This is a genomic window from Streptomyces spinosisporus (assembly GCF_022698145.1).
GTDB lineage: Bacteria > Actinomycetota > Actinomycetes > Streptomycetales > Streptomycetaceae > Streptomyces > Streptomyces spinosisporus.
In genome coordinates this window covers 341,338-361,340 of the sequence record NZ_JALDAX010000004.1, presented here as the reverse complement: position 1 = coordinate 361,340, position 20,003 = coordinate 341,338, and the positions used below count along the sequence as shown (strand labels likewise).

General features: G+C 72.4%; 20 protein-coding genes and 1 pseudogene. 11 read left to right on the top strand and 10 right to left on the bottom strand.

Annotation, left to right across the window (positions count from 1 at the left end):
• Nucleotides 1–129: 129 nt before the first annotated feature.
• Nucleotides 130–1,074: a LysR family transcriptional regulator gene (locus MQN93_RS13260; protein ID WP_016437144.1), complete on the bottom strand. Its 945-nt coding sequence runs from the start codon at nt 1,072–1,074 to the stop codon at nt 130–132.
• Between the two features lie 188 nt (nt 1,075–1,262).
• Between MQN93_RS13260 and snpA the strand changes: the two genes are divergently transcribed.
• Entirely contained in the window at nt 1,263–1,943 is a 681-nt protein-coding gene (gene snpA, locus MQN93_RS13255) for a snapalysin (protein WP_242709641.1), read from the top strand.
• Nucleotides 1,944–2,079: 136 nt separating this feature from the next.
• Here snpA and MQN93_RS13250 read toward each other — a convergent pair whose 3' ends face one another.
• Nucleotides 2,080–3,078, bottom strand: a complete 999-nt coding sequence (locus tag MQN93_RS13250; protein ID WP_242709640.1) for an endonuclease/exonuclease/phosphatase family protein — start codon at nt 3,076–3,078, stop codon at nt 2,080–2,082.
• Nucleotides 3,079–3,113: 35 nt separating this feature from the next.
• Nucleotides 3,114–3,910 (bottom strand): annotated as a pseudogene (locus MQN93_RS13245) (alpha/beta fold hydrolase).
• A gap of 88 nt (nt 3,911–3,998) precedes the next feature.
• On the opposite strand from MQN93_RS13245, the gene MQN93_RS13235 reads away from it, so the two are divergent.
• Nucleotides 3,999–5,321: an aminotransferase-like domain-containing protein gene (locus MQN93_RS13235; RefSeq protein ID WP_242709639.1), complete on the top strand. Its 1,323-nt coding sequence runs from the start codon at nt 3,999–4,001 to the stop codon at nt 5,319–5,321.
• A 13-nt stretch (nt 5,322–5,334) separates the two neighbouring features.
• On the opposite strand, the gene MQN93_RS13230 is transcribed toward MQN93_RS13235, so the two are convergent.
• A complete protein-coding gene (locus MQN93_RS13230) occupies nt 5,335–6,255 on the bottom strand; it encodes a hypothetical protein (RefSeq protein WP_242709638.1) in 921 nt (306 codons plus the stop codon).
• A 78-nt stretch (nt 6,256–6,333) separates the two neighbouring features.
• Entirely contained in the window at nt 6,334–6,804 is a 471-nt protein-coding gene (locus tag MQN93_RS13225) for a hypothetical protein (RefSeq protein ID WP_242709637.1), read from the bottom strand.
• 180 nt (nt 6,805–6,984) lie between these two features.
• Here MQN93_RS13225 and MQN93_RS13220 point away from each other — a divergent pair, with 180 nt between their 5' ends.
• Nucleotides 6,985–8,172 carry a PP2C family protein-serine/threonine phosphatase gene (locus MQN93_RS13220; RefSeq protein ID WP_242709636.1) on the top strand — a complete coding sequence of 396 codons (1,188 nt, stop codon included), beginning with the start codon at nt 6,985–6,987 and terminating at the stop codon, nt 8,170–8,172.
• Between the two features lie 68 nt (nt 8,173–8,240).
• Entirely contained in the window at nt 8,241–9,413 is a 1,173-nt protein-coding gene (locus tag MQN93_RS13215) for a hypothetical protein (RefSeq protein ID WP_242709635.1), read from the top strand.
• On the opposite strand, the gene MQN93_RS13210 is transcribed toward MQN93_RS13215, so the two are convergent.
• Complete coding sequence (locus MQN93_RS13210; RefSeq protein WP_242709634.1) at nt 9,414–10,655, bottom strand: amidohydrolase; 1,242 nt, start codon at nt 10,653–10,655, stop codon at nt 9,414–9,416.
• Between the two features lie 61 nt (nt 10,656–10,716).
• Here MQN93_RS13210 and MQN93_RS13205 point away from each other — a divergent pair, with 61 nt between their 5' ends.
• Both MQN93_RS13205 and MQN93_RS13200 read left to right on the top strand, forming a co-directional pair.
• On the top strand, nt 10,717–11,565 hold the full coding sequence (locus MQN93_RS13205; protein ID WP_242709633.1) for a helix-turn-helix domain-containing protein: 849 nt from the start codon (nt 10,717–10,719) through the stop codon (nt 11,563–11,565).
• The gene (locus MQN93_RS13200; RefSeq protein ID WP_242709632.1) at nt 11,525–11,719 is read left to right on the top strand and encodes a DUF397 domain-containing protein; all 195 of its coding nucleotides are present in this window, start codon (nt 11,525–11,527) and stop codon (nt 11,717–11,719) included. The genes MQN93_RS13205 and MQN93_RS13200 overlap by 41 nt, the downstream gene beginning before the upstream one ends.
• Before the next feature lie 3 nt (nt 11,720–11,722).
• Here MQN93_RS13200 and MQN93_RS13195 read toward each other — a convergent pair whose 3' ends face one another.
• On the bottom strand, nt 11,723–11,875 hold the full coding sequence (locus MQN93_RS13195; protein WP_016437156.1) for a hypothetical protein: 153 nt from the start codon (nt 11,873–11,875) through the stop codon (nt 11,723–11,725).
• Between the two features lie 97 nt (nt 11,876–11,972).
• On the opposite strand from MQN93_RS13195, the gene MQN93_RS13190 reads away from it, so the two are divergent.
• The 3 genes from MQN93_RS13190 to MQN93_RS13180 all read left to right on the top strand — a co-directional run bounded on the left by MQN93_RS13190 (nt 11,973) and on the right by MQN93_RS13180 (nt 14,471).
• Nucleotides 11,973–13,316 carry a helix-turn-helix domain-containing protein gene (locus MQN93_RS13190; RefSeq protein ID WP_242709631.1) on the top strand — a complete coding sequence of 448 codons (1,344 nt, stop codon included), beginning with the start codon at nt 11,973–11,975 and terminating at the stop codon, nt 13,314–13,316.
• Between the two features lie 116 nt (nt 13,317–13,432).
• Nucleotides 13,433–14,173, top strand: a complete 741-nt coding sequence (locus tag MQN93_RS13185) for a GAF and ANTAR domain-containing protein (protein WP_242709803.1) — start codon at nt 13,433–13,435, stop codon at nt 14,171–14,173.
• A gap of 19 nt (nt 14,174–14,192) precedes the next feature.
• Entirely contained in the window at nt 14,193–14,471 is a 279-nt protein-coding gene (locus tag MQN93_RS13180; protein WP_016437159.1) for a ribosomal protein L7/L12, read from the top strand.
• 43 nt (nt 14,472–14,514) lie between these two features.
• Here MQN93_RS13180 and MQN93_RS13170 read toward each other — a convergent pair whose 3' ends face one another.
• Nucleotides 14,515–15,321 carry a hypothetical protein gene (locus MQN93_RS13170; protein ID WP_242709630.1) on the bottom strand — a complete coding sequence of 269 codons (807 nt, stop codon included), beginning with the start codon at nt 15,319–15,321 and terminating at the stop codon, nt 14,515–14,517.
• Between the two features lie 283 nt (nt 15,322–15,604).
• Here MQN93_RS13170 and thrS point away from each other — a divergent pair, with 283 nt between their 5' ends.
• Together thrS and MQN93_RS13160 are read left to right on the top strand one after the other, a co-directional pair.
• A complete protein-coding gene (gene thrS, locus MQN93_RS13165) occupies nt 15,605–16,825 on the top strand; it encodes a threonine--tRNA ligase (protein ID WP_242709629.1) in 1,221 nt (406 codons plus the stop codon).
• A 75-nt stretch (nt 16,826–16,900) separates the two neighbouring features.
• Nucleotides 16,901–17,866 (top strand): nucleoside hydrolase, encoded by a 966-nt coding sequence (locus MQN93_RS13160; RefSeq protein ID WP_016437162.1) that lies wholly within the window; start codon nt 16,901–16,903, stop codon nt 17,864–17,866.
• Nucleotides 17,867–17,934: 68 nt separating this feature from the next.
• Here the strand turns inward: MQN93_RS13160 and MQN93_RS13155 are convergent, their stop codons facing one another.
• On the bottom strand, nt 17,935–18,858 hold the full coding sequence (locus MQN93_RS13155; RefSeq protein WP_242709628.1) for an LAETG motif-containing sortase-dependent surface protein: 924 nt from the start codon (nt 18,856–18,858) through the stop codon (nt 17,935–17,937).
• Nucleotides 18,859–19,110: 252 nt separating this feature from the next.
• The gene (locus tag MQN93_RS13150) at nt 19,111–19,854 is read right to left on the bottom strand and encodes a DUF4142 domain-containing protein (protein ID WP_242709627.1); all 744 of its coding nucleotides are present in this window, start codon (nt 19,852–19,854) and stop codon (nt 19,111–19,113) included.
• Nucleotides 19,855–20,003: the final 149 nt, after the last annotated feature.

Here is a 20,003-nt window from a genome sequence, read left to right as displayed (position 1 = left end):
TTCGCGTGAGTTGATGCCCGTCAATCCCTGGCCAGGACGGACACGTAAGGTTAGCGGCCCGGGATGGCGATCTTGGGGAGGGGCAAGGGACAGTACGGTCAGTTCTGTCAACCGGCCCCGGACAGCGTTTTAGTGGAGGGCCGGGGCCGCCTCCGCAGACGCACCCGTGCGTTCCAGCCACTCACGGTACGCCGGTGCCTGCCGTGCCGATTCCCAGTACGCCTCCTCCAGTGAGGGCAGCGCGCCGTCCAGGTCGGTCTCCGTGCGGGCCGCCAGCAGCAGACGTACACCGAGCGGGTCGCCCAGCAGCCGGCGTACCACCATGTCGGAGTGGGAGATCGCGGTCGGCTGGCAGACGGTGACCACCTCGCCGGTCGCGACCAGAGCGGCGGCCGAGTGGTAGTCGCCGTGCAGGACGTGCGGGTTGATGCCCGCCCCGCGGAACATTTGCTGCACCGCGTCCCACTCCCCGTCCACCGTCGGATCGATCATCCAGCGGTCGCCGGCCAGTTCACGGACGTCGACGACGGGGTGCACGGTCGCCGGATGGTCGGACGCCAGGTACACGAACTGCGGCTCGCGCTCCACCAGGACGCGTATCCGCAGGCCTTCGGGGACGCGCAGCCGGCTGCCCTCGACCTCGTGCACGAAGGCGACGTCCAATTGCCCGTCGGCGACCATGCGCAGCAGGGCGTTCGGGGAGACGTTCATGTGCAGGGTGGGGTCCTGGCCGCGGGCGCGCAGCCGGCGCAGCCACCCCGCCAGCGCCTTGCTCGCGGTGGAGCCGATGCGCAGTTCGGGGCCGCCGGTCGCCGCCGCCCGCGCCTCGCTCACCAGGGAGCGCATCTCGGCCACCAGGGGGCGGGCGCGGCTCAGCACGAGGCTGCCCAGCGGAGTGGGCCGGCAGCCGGTGCGGGCCCGGACGAACAGCGCCCCGCCCAGCTCCTGTTCGATGCGGCGCAGCTGTGTGCTCAACGACGGCTGGGCGACGCCCAGTTGGCGGGCGGCCCGGTGCAGGCTGCCGGTGTCGGCTATGGCGCACAGTGCGCGGAGGTGTCGCACCTCGAGGTCCATGCCCTCGGAGGGTAAAGCGGAATCAAACCTTTCACCAGACGCACAAACCCCAGCGAGCACACGTGAATTGGGCGATCTCACAGATCGGCGATAGGGCCGCGCTATCGCCGGTTGCCATCATCACAGCGCACTCACAGAGGCCGAGACTCACCGGTGACGTCTGACTCACCCCCACCTAGGAGTCATCGATGCGCCTTTCCCTGCGCATGTCCGCAGTCACCGCCACGGCCGCCGGCCTCAGCCTCGCGGCCTTCGGCCTGGGTTCGGCGGTCCCGGCCGCCGCGGCCCCGGCCCCGACACCCTACTCCGGCTACAACGGCTCGGCCGCCGAGGCCAAGGCCAACAAGGCCTTCTTCGAGGCGGTGCTCAGGTCCGTCGCCGAGAAGCGCGCCGCGCACCCCGACAGCGCGGCCGCCGTCACGGTCGTCTACGACCCCTCCGGCGCCCCCACGTTCAGCGCCCAGATATCCCGCGCCGCCCAGATATGGAACGGCGCGGTCTCCAACGTGCAGCTCCAGGCGGGCTCCAACGCCGACTTCAGCTACCGCGAGGGCAACGACCCGCGCGGCTCGTACGCCTCCACCGACGGTCACGGCAGCGGCTACGTCTTCCTCGACTACGCGCAGAACCAGGAGTACGACTCCACGCGCGTGACCGCCCACGAGACCGGCCACGTCCTCGGACTGCCCGACCACTACGAGGGCCCGTGCAGCGAGCTGATGTCGGGCGGCGGCCCCGGCCCGTCCTGCACCAACTCCAACCCGGACGCCAATGAGCGGGCCAGGGTCGACCAGCTGTGGGCCAACGGCTTCGCCGCCGCGCTCGACAAGGCCATGAGCGAGAAGTCCCTGCACAAGAGCGCGCGTTAAGGCAGGACCTGACAGGGCCCGGTCCCCGGGACACCGTCCCACCGCAGCACGCTCGAACCCTCCACCCCCCACCCCGGTGCGGGCCGCCTCACTGTACGAGGCGGCCCGCACCCACCTGTGTGCGGGCCCGGGCGGCTCATCCGCGCCGGTGCAGGGTGATGTCCACGAGGAGGGCGCGGTGGTCGGTGTCGGCGAGCCGCAGGAAGCGGGCGGTGTTGGCGGAGAAGTCGCGGCTGACGAGGACGTGGTCGATCTGCGCGCCGAAGGCCGGGGCGAGGCGGGCGGGCCAGCTGGGTGTGCGGTCGTGTCCGGCGAGCCGGGCGGCGTCGCGGAGGCCGGTGTCGAGGATGCGGCGGAAGGCCGCGTGGTCCTGGGAGGCGTTGAAGTCGCCGGCCAGGATCATCGGGGTGCGGGTGGCGGCGGCCGCCTCGCGCAGCCGCGCGAGTTCGCGGTGCCATACGTCCACCTGGCCCGGCAACGGCGGCATGGGGTGCGCGAGTTGCAGCCGTACGTCGTGTCCGTCCACGTCGGCGACGGCGCCGGGCATGCCCATCGTGCCGCTCACCCCGGCCGTGCCCCTGAGGGGAAACCGGCTGAGGATCACCGACCCCTTGGAGCCCTCGGCCGCGACCGCCTGCCGGTAGGGGTAGTCGTCGCCGAACTCCCGGCGCAGGGTGCTCTGGCAGGAGTACTCGCACTCCTCGACGAACACGATGCCGGGGCGGTGGCGCCGGATCTCGGGGACGAGGGCGTCGGTGCCGCGCCCGAACTGCACGTTCGAGGTCAGCACCTGGAACTCGGCGAGCGGGGTCCCGCCGGGCTCGTCGGTCTTGCCGTACGGCTCGATGTACCAGGCCAGCAGTCCGAGCACGGCGAGCGCCCACACCATGCCGAGCCGCCAGCGGGCGAGCAGCGCGAGCAGCAGGGCGCATCCGGCGGGGGCGAGCAGCCAGGGGAGGAAGGCGAGGACCTGGGGGACGGGGGTGAACCCGTCGCTGTCGGCGACCCGGCAGCCGACCACGACGCTGACACCGAGCAGCAGCAGCCCCGCGCACCAGGCGGCGAGGCGTCGTCCGGGGTGTCGTACGGGGTCGTTCTCGTGCGCGGCGGTCCACTCGGCAGTGGCAGTGTCCACGTCCCGGCCTCCCGCTCGCGAGTGAGATGCCCGAATCATCCCCCAGCCGGGCCGACTCGCGCCAGGAACTTCTCCAACGCCCCGTTGAACTCATCGGGTCGCTCCAGGTTGGGCATGTGGGCCGTGCCCTCGATGACGTGCAGGACCGAGTCGGGCAGGGCCGCGTGCATCGCCTCCGCGTCGGCGACCGGGGTGTAGGTGTCGTCGGCGCCGACCACGACCAGGGCCGGGACCGTGACCTGTGTCAGCAGGGCGCGGTAGTCGGGGCGGGCGGCCCGGGCGCGCAGGGCGGCTGCGGCGGACTCGGGGCGGGTGGCCGTCATCATGCGGTGGACGTGCGCCTTGACCTGCGGGTCGGCGTACGGGGCGACCATCTTCTCCAGTACCTCGTCGGCGTACGGGCCCATGCCCTCGCGCAGCAGCCGGTCCGCCGCGGTGTGCCGGGTGCGGACGCCTTCCGGCGTCTCGGCGGCCGGGAAGGTGTCGGCGAGGACCAGGCCGCGGACGCGGTGCGGGAACTGCCGGTGGAAGTCCATGACGATCTGGCCGCCCATGGACAGGCCCGCCAGGACGCATCCGTCCACGTGCAGGTCGTCCAGGAGTGCGGCGATGTCCTGGGCGAACTGCTCGAAGCGGGTGACCTCGGGGATGCGGGGGAGGCGCCGTAGCCGCGCAGGTCGGGGGCGATGACGCGGCGGTCGGGGGAGAAGGCGGTGAGCTGGGGGGCCCACATGGTGCGGTCGAAGGGGTGGCCGTGGACGAGGACGAGGGGTGGGCGAGCGGAATCTACGCCTGTGTCGCCTCTGTCCACGTATGCCAGGAAGGGTGCCATGTGTTCGACCCTAGGGCGGCTCAACTCCTCGGTGCAATAAAATCTTTGCCCTCGGTGCAATGTGGGATGCAGGGGGTGGGGTGGGCCCATGGACGCGTACCGGCGTATCGCCGACCGGATCGCCGCCGACATCGCCGCCGGACGGCTGCGGCCGGGTGACCGGCTGCCGCCGCAACGGCGGTTCGCGCGGCGGCACGGCATCGCGGTCTCCACCGCGGAGCGGGCCTACGGCGAGCTGGTGCGCCGCGGGCTGGTCGTCGGCGAGGTCGGCCGCGGCACCTTCGTACGGGCCGCTCCGGCGGGGCCGGCCGGGCTCGCCCTCACCGAAGCGGCGACCGCGGCCCCGGTGAACCTGGAGCTCAACTACCCCTCCGCGCCCGGTCAGCCGGAGCTGCTGGCACCCGCCCTCGCCCCGCTGCTGCGCCCGGACGTCCTCGCGGAGGCGCTGCTCCCGGCGCCCGCCGCGGGGACCGCACCGGCCCGCGAGGCAGTTTCCGGGCTGCTGGCCACCCCCGGCTGGCGCCCGGACCCCGACCAGGTGCTCTTCACCGGCAACGCCCGCCAGGCCATCGCCGCCGCGCTCGCCTCCCTGGTCCGGCCGGGCGGCCGGGTCGGGGTCGAGGAGCTGACGTATCCGCTGGTCAAGGAGATCGCGACCCGGCTGGCCATCCGCCTGGTCCCCCTGGCCACCGACGAGCGAGGCCTACGCCCGGAGTCGGTCACGGCCGCGCACCGCACCGCTCCCCTGTCCGCGCTCTACGTCCAGCCCACGCTGCACAACCCCACGTCGGTGACGTCGGACGGAGCGCGCCGGCGCCAACTCGCCGATACCGTGACCTCCTTGCACATCCCCGTCGTGGAGGACCGCATCTGGTCCTTCCTGGCGGACGCCGACGACCCCCTCGCCGCCTACGCACCCGACCTCACCCATGTCGTCGACGGCCTCTCCAAACGCGTCGCGCCCGGGCTCACGGCCGGCTTCCTCGTCGTACCGCCGCACCGGGCCGGGGCCGTGGCGGACGCGGTGCGCTCCGGCGGGTGGAGCGCGGGGCGGTTCGCGCTGGAGGCGGGCGTGCGGTGGATCCAGGACGGAACGGTGGCCCGCCTGGTCGCCGCGAAACGCAAGGACGCGGCTCACCGACAACGCCTGCTCGCCGACCATCTCGACGGCTTCCGCATCCGTTCCGACCCCCGGGCCCTCTACGCCTGGTGGTCCCTCCCCACCCCCTGGCGCGCCGACACCTTCACCGCAGCAGCCGCATCCCACGGCATCTCCCTCACCCCGGGCCCAGCCTTCGCGGTCTCCCCCACCCACACCCCCAACACCATCCGCATCGGCCTGGCATCGACACCCGTCCCGGACCTGGAGCACGCACTGGACACGCTGGCTGCAATCGCGCGGGAGGGGTGAGTCCCGCCCCGCGTCAAGCCCGTACCCGGGTTGGGCGGTCGGTCGGGTTCTGGTCGGGGGATGTGGGGCGGCGGTTTGGGCGGAGGGTTCGGTGGGTGGTGATGTGGGCTGTCAGGGCGACTGTCAGGCCCAGGGCGATCAGGAGCCAGGAGGTTTGGCGGAGGGTGAGGGTGAGGGCGTCGTAGATTGCGGCTGCGGCCTGTTGGTGGGCCTTTTCCGGGAGGTCGGCGAGGGTGAGGGTGCGGCCGATCAGTACGGCCAGGGCGAGCAGGGCGCCGCCCAGGGCCGTGCCGAGGCCGGTTGCCGTGATCGCGCGGCGGCGGCAGGTGGCGACGGTGATTCCCGTGAGGGCGAAGACGACGGCGGCGACGGGCAGCCAGAATCCGGCGACCTCCAGCACATGGAATCCTTTCCGCAGCCGGTCCAGTTCCTGGGCCGGGAGGACCGGGACCTCGGTGTGCTCGACCGGGATGCGGTTCGCGAACGGCACGTGGTCGACGGTCAGTTGACGCTTGACCTGCGCGGTGACCGGGGCCAGGTCGACGGTGACGTCCCGCTCGCTCTCGTCGTGCAGGGCGCGCAGCACCGCGTCGTGGACGGCACGGTTCGCGGCGTCCCAGGCGAGCCGGAAGGCCTCGGTGCGGGTGAAGGAGTGGACCGCGTCGTGCACGTAGGGGCGCACGGAACCGCGCATCGGGCTCACGTCCACCCGGGCGTCGACCTCGTCCATGATTCCGGCGCCCACGGTGTCCGCGACCGCGTCGCGCACATCCGGGTCCCCGGCCAGCGGCGCCATCGTCGTGACGTAGCGCCCGGTGTCGGCGAGCCCGTACGCCGCCCAGGCCGCGAGCGCACCGCACGGCGCGAGCAGGCAGGCGAGGGCGATGAGCGCCGCGGAGACGGCGTTCCGCAGGCGCGCAGGACGTGGGGACACCTCTCCAGGCAACGGCCCGCATCCCTCACCCGCGAGCCCTGCGGCTCCGAACGGGTGACCCCCCGCCGTCGCCGACGATCAGCGGATACGGTTGCCCGCCCCGTCCTCACGCGTGTAGTAGCGGTAGAAGAACACCAGGAAGATGCCCGCCGTGACGACCACCCCCAGCGCCACCGACCGGTAGATGGACTCGCCGGTCTGGCTGTAGAGGAACCCGATCGCCGCTCCCGCGAACGCGGACTTCACCAGTGAGTGCAACTCGCGCTTCAGCAGCGGCGCGAAGGTCGCGACGGCGATGCACAGCACGATGAACACGATCGCGGTGACGAAGCCGAACAGGATGTTCCAGCCGGTGATCTCGCCGCCGTCGCGCCGGTTGGCCGCCGCCCACAGTCCGTAGACGAGCCCGAGGACGACGGGAATCCCGTACCGGCCCACCGTGTGGATCCGTTCGTCGAACAGGTCGGGTGTGCGGGTGGGACGGGCCGCTCGGTTCGCCCTGATCCGCCCCATCATGCCGCCGCCGGGCGTCGGTGCCGCTTGAGCCATGAGAGCACTCCTCTCTCTCCTCGCCCCCGACTACCAGAGCACACCTGCGACGAGGTCATGGCAAGTCGGTCGGCGGCCCCGATCCCGCGGGAAGCGGCCCCGATCCCGCGGGAAACGGCCCCGATACGAGGGCAGCGGCCCGGATGCGCGCCACGGGGGAGGCATGCTTCGCTGGGCCCCATGACGAAGGTGCCGGGCCGGCTGCCGCGGGCCGGGCACCCGGACGCGGTGGAGCGGCACCAGCTGCTGCGGGTGCGTGGCCGCAGTGTCGCCTGGGTGCCGCCCCTGGTGCTGCTCGTGGGCATCACCGTCGCCGACTTCAACACCACCGGCGAGTTCCGCATCATCTCCTGGATCGTGCTCGTCCCGGCCATAGCCGCCGCGATCTGCGGAGTGTGGGCCACGGCCGTCTTCGCCGTGCTGGCGCTGGTCACGTACGTCGGCGCGGACAACGCCTGGCCGCACGAGTACCAGACCGGCCTGCCGGACTTCATCCTGGTCGCCGTCGGCAGCATCCTGGCCTGTCTCGCCTGCGCGGTAAGAGTGCGCGGCGAGCGGCGCATGCTGCACATGCGCGACATCGCCGAGACCACCCGCCGCACCGTGCTGCGCCCCCTCCCGTCCGACTGGGGCGGCCTGGAGCACGCCGCCGTCTATCTCGCCGCCGACAGCGAGGCCCGCGTCGGCGGCGACTTCTACGACATCCAGCCCGGCCCGTACGGCACCCGGGTCCTGATCGGCGACGTCCAGGGCAAGGGGCTCGGCGCGGTCGAGGCGGCGGCCGCCCTGCTCGGCACGTTCCGCGAGGCCGGCTACCACGAGCCCCTGCTCGGGACCGTCGCCGAGCGCCTGGAGGTGCGGATGGTGCGGCACCGCGAGCACACCGACGCGCTCGGCCGCCGCGACGGCGACCGGTTCGCCACGGCCGCGCTCCTCGGCTTCCGCGACGACGACCCGGACACCCTGGACGTGGTGCTCTTCGGCCACGAGCCCCCGTTGTTCGTGGGGTCCGGGGGCGTACGGTTCCTGCTGCCCGACGGCGGTCTCCCGCTCGGCCTGGGCGACCTGGCCGCCGACGGCCTGCCGCCCGTGCGCCGGGTGCCCCTGCTGCCGGGCGAGACCCTGCTGCTGACCACGGACGGCGTGACCGAGTCGCGCGACGGCGAGGGGGTGTTCTACCCGCTCGCCGACGACGTCGCCCGCGCCGTCGCCGCCGACCCGGACCTCGCCCGACCCCACCGCCTGGTCGCCTTCGTGCGGGACGGCACGGTGCGCCACTGCGGCAACCGACTGGTCGACGACACGACGGTCTTCGCCGTACGACGACGACCCGCCCCGGCGCCGGTGCGCGGACGTTTGCAGTCCTGAGACCCACCTTTGCAGCAGCAGCGGTTACGGTTTGCGTGAAGTGATCGACGGGGGATGGGGAGGGAACGATGCCCGGGACCGTGCTGTTGCTCGCCGCATCCCCGGCCGGCAAGGGGGCTCTGGTGGACGCGGCGTCCGTGCTCCCCGTCCTCGCGGCCGTCCCGCCCGGCGTCCTGTCCGGCACGGACACGGCGAACGTCGTCGAACTCGCCGACCCGCTGGAGCCGCAGGCCGTCCTGACCCGGCTGCGGGCCGCCGCGGCCGCCCCGGGACCGCTCACCGTCTTCGTCACCGGCCAGCTCCAACTCGACCGGCGCCAGCGGCTGCCGCATCTGGCCCTGGCCCGTACGACGCCCTCGACCGTCCGCTACACCGGCCTGCCCTGGCACTGGATCCGGGAGGAACTGCGGTTGCGCGCCCCGGGTTCCGCGACGCTGATCGTGGATCTGCACGCCGATCCCGAGATGTGGGAGTGGCTGCGCTCGAACCCGCTCGACGCGGGCCGCACCGTCGCCGTCTACGGCCGCATCGCACCGCCGCCCTCGCGGCGCTCAGTGGGGGTGCCCGCCTATATGAAGGCGGTGGCGACGATTCTGCGCAGTGGGTGGCGGCCGGAGGTTTCGCAGTTGCATGAGCAGGCGTTGGCTCGTGTGGGGGTCGGGGGGTACGGGGACTTGGTGCTGGCCTCGGGTGGGGTTGTGGCTGGGGTCCCTGAGGGCTTCGCCCCCAGACCCCCGTATCGGCCCGAAGGGCCTCGTCCTCACACGCCGGACGGGCTGAAGGGTGCGGACCCGGGCTCGACAGGCTCGACAGGCGAGGGCGATCCGCATTCCGTCATCTCCGCCGCCGTGCAGGCCGGTCGGCACTCCGAGGCCGATGCGCTGGCCGCACGGCACGAGCAGGCCGCCGTACAGGCGCACGGGCCCGGGTCGGAGGAGGCGCTGCACTGGGCCGAAGTGCGGGCGGATCTGGCGATGTTCGCGGGGGATCCGGTGCGCAGTTGCCGGACGTGGCTGGGGGTGGCGGCCGCGCGGCTGGCGGCGGGGCAGGCACCGGACGGACCGGCGGTCGAGTCGGCCGTGGACCGGGCGCACCACCAGTGGGGGCAGGTCCAGGACGCCGCGGTGGCGCGGGAGCTCGGGGCGTCGCTCGCCGAGCTGCGCTCGCGGGTTCCGGGGCGCCGACAGGGGGCGCTGGACCATGTCCAGCGCCAGTTGCGGCAGTTGCAGACCCAGGGGTAGTCAGGGTCGGACGAGGTACGCGAGCGCCGCCGAGACCAGCGTCCGCACGCCCGGCGCGATCGTCGCGAGGTCGGGGGCGAAGTGGGGGCTGTGGTTGCTGGGGACGGCCAGGAACTTCTCCATGAGGTCCGTGCCGGGCGCCGCGTCCCACACCTCGGCCGGGGTCGTCGTCACGAACCAGTAGGAGTACGGGATCTCGCCCTGGGCCAGATGCGGGAAGTCCTCGCTGCCCATCACGGGCCCGAAGTCCAGCACCGTCCCGGCCCCGAGCACCTCCTCGTGCACGGCCCCGATCCGGCGGTCGGTGTCGGCGTCGTTCATGGTCACCGGGAAGGTCGCGCCCACGCTCACCTCGGGCTCCCGCGGGCAGCCGGCGGCGAGCGCCTCCCCCGCCGCGATGCGCCGGATCGCCGCGATCATCCGCTCGCGCACCTCGTCGGACTGGGTGCGCAGATTCAGGGAGATGTGCGCCTCGGCCGGGATGATGTTGTGCCGGGTGCCCGCCTCGATCTTCCCCACGGTCAGTACGGCGGACTCACGGGCGGCGATCTCCCGGGAGACGACCGTCTGCAGCCGGGTGACCAGGTAGGCGGCCGTGACGACGGGGTCGACGGTCGTCTCCGGGCGGGAGCCGTGCCCGCCGCGCCCGTGCACGACGATGTCGACGTCCGTCGAGGCCGACATCAGCAGTCCCGGCGAGTGGGCGTAGAAGCCGACCGGGCCGGGCGCCGCGTGCTGGCCGAGCAGGACGTCGGGGCGGGCGAACCGCTCGTACAGCCCGTCCGTGACCATCCTCAGCGCGCCCAGGCCGGTCTCCTCGGCGGGCTGGCCCACCACGAGCAGGGTGCCCGACCAGGCGTCCCGGCCGGCCGCCAGCGCCTCGGCGGCGCCCGCCAGCCAGGTCACATGCAGATCGTGCCCGCAGGCGTGCATCACACCGGGCACCTCGGAGGCGTACGGCAGCCCGGTCTCCTCCTGCACCGGCAGCGCGTCCATGTCGGCCCGCAGCAGCACCGTCGGGCCCTCCCCGTTGCGCAGCAGCCCGGCCACTCCCGTACCGCCGATGCCCTCGGCGGTCTCGTACCCCGCCTTGGCCAGCCGCTCGGCCAACCGCGCGGCCGTGCGGTGCTCCTGGAGCGACAGCTCGGGGTGCCGGTGCAGATCCCGGTAGAAGTCCGTGAGACCGGCGACGGGGAGCTCGGCGGTCAGATCCAGCGCGGTACGAGCAGCGGGGGAGGTCACGGGTGCAGGGTATTACGGGATTTCACCCACCTGAGCGTGTCGGTTTGCTTACTCTCGGTATATGGCTCACCTTCGTGAACTCGATCCCGCCGCTTCCCCCTTGGACTACTTCGGCTACGAGCTGCGCCGGAAACGAGAGGAAGCGGGTCTGACCCAACGGGAGTTGGGCGCCGTGGTTTTCTGCACCGGGTCCCTCGTCGGCCAGATCGAGACGACCCAGAAGGTGCCGACACGCGAGTTCGCGGAGCGCGTGGACGCTGCGCTGGGCACGGACGGGTCGTTCTCACGGCTCGTGGGGTTGGTTCTTCGGTGCCAGTTGCCGACGTGGTTCCAGGCGTTCGCGGACATGGAGTCCAAGGCGGCGTATGTCTCGACGTACCAGGCTCAGATGATCTACGGCCTTCTGCAGACGGAGGCGTATGCACGTGCCGTGCTGGCAACGGGTGTGCGGGACAGGCTCGATGAGCTGGTCGCCGCGCGCATGGAGCGCCAGCGCATTCTGACGCGCGAGCACCCGCCGCTGGCCTGGATCGTGCTGGACGAGGCGGCCCTGCACCGGCCCATCGGCGGCCGTGAGGTCATGCGCGAGCAACTAGCCCACCTGTTGAGTGCCTCCGGCCACAAGTGGGTGCGTATCCAGGTGCTGCCGTTCGAGGCGGGTGAACACGCCAGTCTCATCGGGTCGTTCACCGCACTTCGCTTCGACGATCACCCGGAGCTGGTGTACACCGAGGACATGATCTCGGGGCACATGACGGCCAATCCGGAGACCGTCAGGGAAGCCGCCCTTCGTTACGCTCACTTGCAGGCGTCCGCCCTTTCCGTGGAGGATTCGGCGGCACTGATCACCCGGGTGATGGAGGAGCGCTATGGGCACGAAACTGGACCTGACGAGCGTGCGGTGGCGTAGGTCCTCGTACAGCGGCAACACCGGTGGCGAATGCGTCGAGATCGCCGACCTCGAGTCGGGAATCGCAATCCGCGATTCCAAGAACCCCGCGCACGGCATACTCACGCTCGCGCCGGAAGCATGGGCGGCCCTTGTCGCGTACGTCCGTCGGTAAGCCCTAACGGGAGTGCGGCGCCTGCTGCACTTGCTGGACCTGGCCCGCGTCCGTGGCTCGCGCCGGGCCCGCGTTGGCGGCGAGGACGAGGGCGGCCACGGCGACCAGGGCTGCACCGATCCCTCGGGCGTAACGCTCGGAGATGTGTCGGAGCACGGCAACCTCTCAACAGCGTTGTATTAAACGCGCTTAAGACGCCGTTTAACCTAGAGGCAGTCGTGGGGCAACAGCAAGAGGCACAGGGGGAGTTGGCGTGTCGGAGCGTGACGATCCGGTGACCATCGGCCGCAGAGTCCAGCAGCTGCGGGCCGAACGTGGACTGACACAGCGACAACTGGCGGAGCCCGCCTACACACCCGCCTACATCTCCACCCTGGAGGCCGGCCGGGTGCGGCCCTCCGACGAAGCGCTCAGGCATGTCGCCGGGCGCCTCGGGGTCGCGTACGAGGAACTGGTCACCGGGCGCCCCGCGCACCTCGCGACCGACCTGCGGCTGCGGCTGACCGAGGCGCAGCGCACGCTGGCGTCGGGGGAGGCCGAGCAGGCCGCGGAGCAGTACGCCGCGCTGCTCGCCGAGGCCGAGGTGCACGAGCTGAACGAGGTGCAGGCCGTCGCGCTGCTGGGGCTCGGCGAATGCGCACTGGACACCGGTGAACTGACCGCCGCGCGGCGGTACTTCGAGGGATCGGAGCAGGCGCTCGCCGATGCTCCGCTGCCGGCCCGCGTGCCCGCCCTGCGCGGCCGGGCCGTCTCGCACTACCTGGCGGGCGAGCTGCGCTACGCCGTCTATCTGCTGGAGTCCACCCTCGACGAGCTCAACCGCGGCGGCCTGCACGACCCGGACGCCCTGCTGCTGCTCTACGCCAGCGTCATCGGCCCGTACATGGACATGGGCGCCCACGCCCGCGCCGCCCAGGCCGCCGAGTTCGCGCTCGCGCTCGCCCCGCAGTCCGGCGATCCCGCGCTCGTCGCCCGGATGCACCGCTCCGTCGCCCGCACCCTGCTCGCCGAGGGCCGTATCGCCGAGGCAGACGCCTCGCTCGCCAAAGCCGCCGAGCTCTACCGCACCCTGCAGATCCGCACCGAGCTGGCCAACTGCCACTGGATGCGCGGATACGTGTGTGCGCAGAACGGTGAACTGGAGCGTGCGGAGGGCGAGTTGCGGCAGGCGCTCGACATGCTCTCGGCCAAGCGTGCCGCCCTCTACAGCAGCCAGGTCGCCGTCGAGCTGGCCGACGTACTGCACCGGCGCGGCAAGTCCGAGGAGGCGGCGGCCCTTCTGCACGACGTGCTCAGCGACCTCAGCCCCGAGCGCGGAGCCCTGCACTCCGCCGCCGCGCACCGCCTGCTCGGCATCATCGCCGAGGACGCCCGCGACACGGAGGCCGCCGAGGAGCACTACGTCCGCGCCCTGAGCCTGCTGGAGCGGGCGGGGGCCGCGGGCGACCTGGCCGACCTGTGCCGGCTGCTCGGGGACCTGCTGCGCCGCACCGGCCGGGTCGAGGCGGCCCTCGACGCCTACCGCACCGGCCTCGGCCACCGCACGGCCCCCGGCACCACCACCCTCGGCCCGGCACCCGCACAGCCTCCCCTGTGACCGGGAAACGACGGCCGAGGCCGGGTTTCGCCTCGGTGGTCAGGGGGTAGCCGAGCGGGACGATCCGGCTCCCCCGAGGATTCCGGCTCCCCCCGAGAGCGAAGGAGGCGGTGGCCGTGCGGACCGGCGACGACCGCGGCGGCTTCCGCTCGTCCGGACCGGAGCGGCCCAGTGCCGCGGAGGTGATCGCCGAGGCGATGCGGGACGCCCGGCCGCGTGATCTGCCGGACCGGTTGTGCGTTGCCGCCGTCAGGCTGCTGCCGGTCATCGGCGCGAGCGTGTCGCTGTGCGGCGAGGGGATGCCCGTCCGGATCAGCGCGAGCAACGCCCAGTCCGCGCGGATCGCGGAGCTGCAGGCCACCCTCGGGGACGGGCCGTGCCTGGACGCCGCACGGACCGGCACCGCCGTCCTGGCCGCCGATCTGACGGCCGGCAAGGACACGCGCCGCTGGCCGGTGTTCGCGCTCGCGGCGACGGCGGCGGGCGTACGGGCGACGTACTCGATGCCGCTCGGCGACGAGGGCACGACCGTGGGCACCCTCGACCTCTACCGGTCCGCGCCCGGCCTGCTCACCGTGGCGCAGCTGCGGCACGCTGTGCTCGTCGCCGGTGTCATGACGGTGGCCGTGACGGGGCTGCAGCGGGAGGCGGTGGACAGGGGCGGGCCGTGGCTCGGCGGACTGGCCCGCGACCAGGACAAGGTCTTCCAGGCCACCGGCGTGATCATGGCCCAGCTCGGTATCGGCGCCGACGAGGCGCTGACCCGGCTGCGCGGCCGCGCCTTCGCACAGGGCCGCACGGCCCTGGAGGTGGCCCGGGACGTGGTGGCGCACCGGGAACGGCTGGAGGGCGGCTGACACGCCCTACGATCGTGTCATGGACATACTGGGGCTGGCCCTGATCATCCTGCTCGTGCTGTTCGGCATCGGCAGCATCGAGAACCGGATCTCTCGCCAGGACAAGCGGATGGCCCGCGTCGAGCACAAACTCGACCTGGTTCTCGACCACTTGGGCCTGAGCGAGCCCGAACCGTGGTCCGCCGAGATCGACGCACTGCTGCGCGAGGGCAAGAAGATCCAGGCGATCAAGGTGTACCGCGAGGCGACGGGGGCGGGCCTGAAGGAGGCCAAGGAGGCCGTGGACCGGCTCGGTTAGCCACCACGCCCGCCCGCTGCCCGCTCACCGCTGCCCCCACCCGTCACACCCGCAGCCGCGCCTGCTTCCTGACGTCGGCCAGCCGCTGCACACCCACCTGCACGAAGGCGTTGGTCGCGTCGGACGACACATAGCCGGGACCGCCGTGCGTGAGGGCGATCGTGTCGTCGCCCACCCGCACCACGGCGACGTCCAGGGTGAGCAGGGGCTGCTCGCCCTCGGCCGTCCGCCCGGTGAACGTCACCCGCAGCCCCTGCCGCGCATCCCCCACCTCCGGCAGCTCGGCCGCATCGACCCGCACGCCCTCGACGGCACCGTGGTCGGTCAGCGCCGTGAAACTGCCGCACGTCTGCGGCAGCGCCCCCAGCCACGCCAGCGTCCGGTCCACGTCCGCGGGGTCCAGGGCCAGCACCTGGTAGCGCAGCTGCGCCTGGTCGACGGTGTCGTCGAGCCCGGTCACGGCCCGGGTGCCGCTCGTGGCCCCGAACAGGTCGTCGGTGTACAGCGCGTCGAGCAGCCGCCGGCAGTCGGGCGCCTCGGCCGTCGCCTTGAGCACCCCGTCCCGCCAGGTCGCCGCACCCTGCGTCGGCGCCCACGGCTCGCCGAGGTCGCCCTCGGTCACCAGCGCGGCCTGCGCCTGCGCCTCGGTGAGCGTCGGCGACGACGGCGACGACGGTGACTTCGACGACGTCGGGGTCTTCGGCGAGGGAGGGGCGGCCGGGGACGGACCGGCGCTGTGCTGGGGCGCCTGCGCCTTCACCTGCGAGACGACACCGCACGCGCTCGCGCTCCCCAGGGCCCCCAGGGACAGCACCGAGGCGACGACGACACGGGACGGAATGCGGATCATCTGGTCCTCCGGGCGCCTGGGCAGGATCGGTTGTCCCTTTAAGGGATCACCCCGCCCGGCACCCCACCAGCGCGCCGGGCCGTCCGGGTTACGGAAAACCCGTGGCCCCCGCACCGGTCCGCGGGCTACTCTCACGCCATGAAGCGCGCCCACTCGTTGTCCACGACGACGCCGGAGAGTCTCCCGGCGCGCTGAGTTCTGGACCGGCAGGTCCCCAAGCCCCGGGCGAGTGGCCCGGGGCTTCGTCGTAGGTCGCTCACCCGTCATGACGAGGAGAGAGACCATGAACGACCACCGCAGGCTCGGCCGTGAGCTCGACCTGTTCGACACCGATCCGCTGATGGGCGCGGGGCTGCCGTACTGGCTGCCCGACGGCGCGATCGTGCGGCACACCCTGGAGGAGTACATCCGCGAGCAGGAGCGCGCGGCCGGCTACCGCCACGTGTACTCGCCCGTGCTCGGCAAACGGGAGCTGTACGAGATCTCCGGGCACTGGTCCCACTACAGCGACGACATGTTCCCGCCGATGGAGCTGGGCAGCGAGGAGGTCGTGCTGCGGCCCAGCCTGTGCCCGCACCACGCCCTCATCTACCGCTCCCGCTCCCACAGCTACCGCGAACTGCCGCTGCGGATGGCCGAGTTGGGCGGCATGTACCGCTCCGAGCTGTCCGGCGTGCTCGGCGGTCTGACCCGCGTACGGTCCATCCAGCTCAACGACGCCCATATCTTCTGCACCCTGGAGCAGGCCGTGGAGGAGGCACGCTCCGCCCTGGAGCTGATCGCTCGCGCCTACGCCGACCTCGGCATCAGCCCACTGCGCCACCGGCTCTCGCTGCCCGGCGAGGGCGGCAAGTACGTCGCCGACCCGGAGCTGTGGGAGCGGGCCACCGGCCTGCTGAAGGAAGTCCTCGCGAGTGCCGGGATTTCCTACGACGCCGTGGAGGGCGAGGCCGCCTTCTACGGCCCCAAGATCGACGTCCAGATCGCCGACCCGGCCGGGCGCGAGTCCACCCTCTCCACCGTCCAGATCGACTTCCACCAGCCCGAGCGCTTCGACCTGCACTACATCGGACCCGACGGCTCCAAGCACCGCCCGGTCATGGTGCACCGCAGCATCATCGGCAGCGTGGAGCGCGCGGTGGCCCAGCTGATCGAGGTGCACGGCGGCGCCTTCCCGGCCTGGCTCGCCCCCGTCCAGCTCGTCGTGCTGCCGGTCTCCGACGCCCAGGAGGAGCAGGCCCACGACGTCGTACGGCGGGCCCTGGCCCGAGGGCTGCGGGCGGAGCTCGCCGGACCCGAGCGGGGCAGCCTCGGCGCCCGCATCCGGGCGGCCCGTCTCGTGCCGTACCAGGCGGTGATCGGCGAGCAGGAGGCGGGCGGCGACCTGGCGGCCGTACGGCTGCGGGACGGGCGGCGTCCGGGGGCCGTACCGGTGGACGCCCTGCTGGAGCGGGTCGACGCGTGCGTGCGGGCCCGCGCGGGCGAACTGTGGGCGGATGCGTAGGGTCGTTCCACAGCCCTCGGGGCTTCGGAGGACTCCACGGAGGACCCGGGGCTCCCGGACGAGAGGAGCGCGGCCGTGACCGGTCAGCCCATCCCGGTGATCATCGACTGCGACACCGGCGTCGACGACGCCCTGGCCCTGCTGTTCGCCGTGCGGCACCCCGCGATCGACCTGCGGGCCGTCACCTGCGTCGCCGGGAACACGGACGTCGACGGCGTCGTCCGCAACACCCTGACCGTGCTGGAGCAGGCCGGCGCTCCCGACATCCCGGTCGGCCGGGGAGCCGAGCGCCCGCTGCTCGAACCGGCGCGCTCGGCCCGGCATGTGCACGGCGCCGACGGGATGGGCGACCTCGGGCTGCCCGCCCCGACCCGCGCCCCCGCCGACCTGGACGCGGTGAGCCTGCTGCGCCGCGAGATCCTCGCCTCCCCGCGCCCGGTCACCCTCGTGCCCACGGCGCCGCTGACGAACATCGCGCTGCTGCTGCGCACCCACCCGGAAGTGACCCGCAACATCGAGCGGATCGTGTTCATGGGCGGCGCGGTGGCCACCGGAAACGCCACGGCGGTCGCGGAGTTCAACGTCTGGCACGACCCGGAGGCGGCCGCCGTCCTGCTCACCGCGGACGTGCCGATCACCATGTACGGCCTGGACGTCTTCACCCGCGTCGTGGTCCCCGGCGCCGACGTGCACCGGCTGCGCGCGAGCTCCGAGCCCGGCAGCCGGCTGGCCGGCGAACTCCTCGCCCACCGTCCCGCCCACCCCGGCGAGGCACCCGAGGCCGAGGAGGCGGGCGGCCTCGGTGACGCGGGCGCGGTGTGCACGGTCGTCGACCCGGCGGGCGTCACCACCCGCCTCCTCCCGGTCGAGGTCTCCCTCGCCCCCGGCCCCACCCGCGGCCAGACGGTCGTCGACCGCCGCCCGCGCCCGGGAGAGGCCGAGATCCACGAGGGCGTACGTCAACAGCCGCTGGTGGACGTGGCGTTGGACGTGGACGTGGACCGCTTCGTGAAGCTGTACCTGGACACGGTCGAGCGGTAGCCGTGCAGGACGAACGCCCCGGAGCGGGGGTCTCCGGGGCGTTCGTATTCGGGGGTGGATCGGATGGATCAGGAACGGGCCGTACGGCGGCGCCTGGTCACGACGACGATCGCCGCACCGGCCGCGAGGAGCGCCGCGGCGCCGCCCGCCATCAGGCCGGAGTTGCTGCCGCCGCCGGTCTCCGCGAGGTCACCGCCACCGCCGTTCGGGGTGGCCGCGGGCGCCGCGGTCGACTCCGAGGCGGACGGGGCCGGGGTCCCGGTCGACGGGGTCTCGCTCGCCGGCGGAGTCGTCTCCTCGGCGGGCGTCGACGGCGTGCCGGACTCCGGCGTGGAGGCCGACGGGGTCGGGGTGGCCGGCGGCTGGGACTCCTCGGTGGTCGTGCAGTCCTTCGTGCCGCCGTTCCAGGACGCGATCAGCTTGTCCTTGATGACCGGGTGGTCGGGGCCCTTGGGCAGGTCGCCGTGGACGAAGCCGTCCTTCGCGTCGAGCCTGCCGTCGAACTTGACCGCACCGCGGTAGAGGTCGATCTGCGCGAAGCAGCCCGCGTCCGGCACCGCGATGTCGAGGGAGTCGGTCTGCCCCTCCTTGACCGTCACCGAGTCGAAGTCGACGAAGACCTGCTCGCCGGAGGTGGCGAAGGAGGAGCCGTGGGCGAGGTAGGAGGCCAGGGAGGCCGTACAGGTCGTGGCGTCGCCGGCCGTACGGACCTTGATGTGGATCTTGCCGTCGTCGGTGGGCTTCAGGTTCTGGTCGTCGACCTTGACCGAGTCGTAGAAGTCCTTGCCGTCCAGCGAGAACTGGCAGCGGTCCGTCTCCGTCTTGGTGCCCGCGCCCGTACCGGGCTGGTACTGGCCGCCGTGCTTCCAGCCGTCACCGCCGTCGTGGGCCCAGGCGCCGGACGCGGCGGCGACGGAGGCCGCGCACAGGGCGAGCGACGCGGCGCCCGTCCCCAGCAGGCGGCGCACGGTGACACGACTCGCGATGGACATGCGTGATCCCCACTTCGGCATGTACGGACCCGGGCACGGCGGCGCAGGGCAGCACGCGGCAGCCGGCCGTACCGGGGTGGATGGTCCGAGGAACACCGGGCTCATTGGTCACATGAGCCCCAGTGCGATCACATCGTGGATCTCCCGGCCGAACGCTGTCAACCTGCGGTGACGCATGGGTAGTTCAACGATGCATCACAATTTCGCGACATACGGAGAGGCCGGCTCCGCTCCTGCGGAACCGGCCCGGTCTCACCGCACCGTCGGGCTCGGGCTGGCGCTCGCGCTCGACTCGCCGGGCAGCACCGGCGGCTGGGTGGTGCTGTCGGCCGGCGGGGTCAGCACGACCTCCGGCTGGCCCGCTGCCGGGGGCGGCGGGGTCAGGTCCTTGGCGGGCAGCTTCGGCGGGGTCGTCTGCTGGAACAGGACCTGGTCGAAGTTGACCAGACCGGTCTGCTCCATGACCGTGATGTGGTCCAGCACCGTGTCGTTGGCCTGATCGGCCAGCGCCCGCACCATGGTGTTCTTCGTGGTCGAGCGGATCTTCGCGATGGTGTTGAAGATCGAACCGTGCGTCACCCGCAGGATGTTGGCGAAGTCCGTGTCGAACTGCTTGCCCCGGTCCGCGGCGAGCGTGTTCACGAAGCCGACCTGCTGCGGGCTGGCCACGTTGGGGATCGTGATGTTCAGCATCGTGCTGATCTTGCGGCAGGTGGCGTCCAGCGCCGCGTGCCCGTCGACCAGGTGCTTGCTCGCGGTGATGACCCCCTTGCTCTGCCCCTTCTTCAGGCCCATCTGGCCGACCGGGTACTCCCACAGCCCTGCCGCACGCACCTTGACCACGAAGTCACGGTCCGCCTCCGTCAGCGGCCCCCACTGGGTCTGCGCGATGATGCGCGACCCGTCGCTCGACGTCGTGTTGACGCCGAGCATCGCGGGATACGCGAGCGCCACGAGTGTCACGCTCAGGGCACCGCCCACGAAGAGAGTTCCCATCGCATTCCGCGAAAAGCGCACCGTGCCTCCTGCCCGGTCGGGGATCCCGTCAGCGATCGACGGGCTCGGACGGAGGGGAGTACGGATCGGACGCGGTACGGAACCTTTTGATTTGGTAAAAAACTCAAGGTGTGAGGCATGTCTCGGTA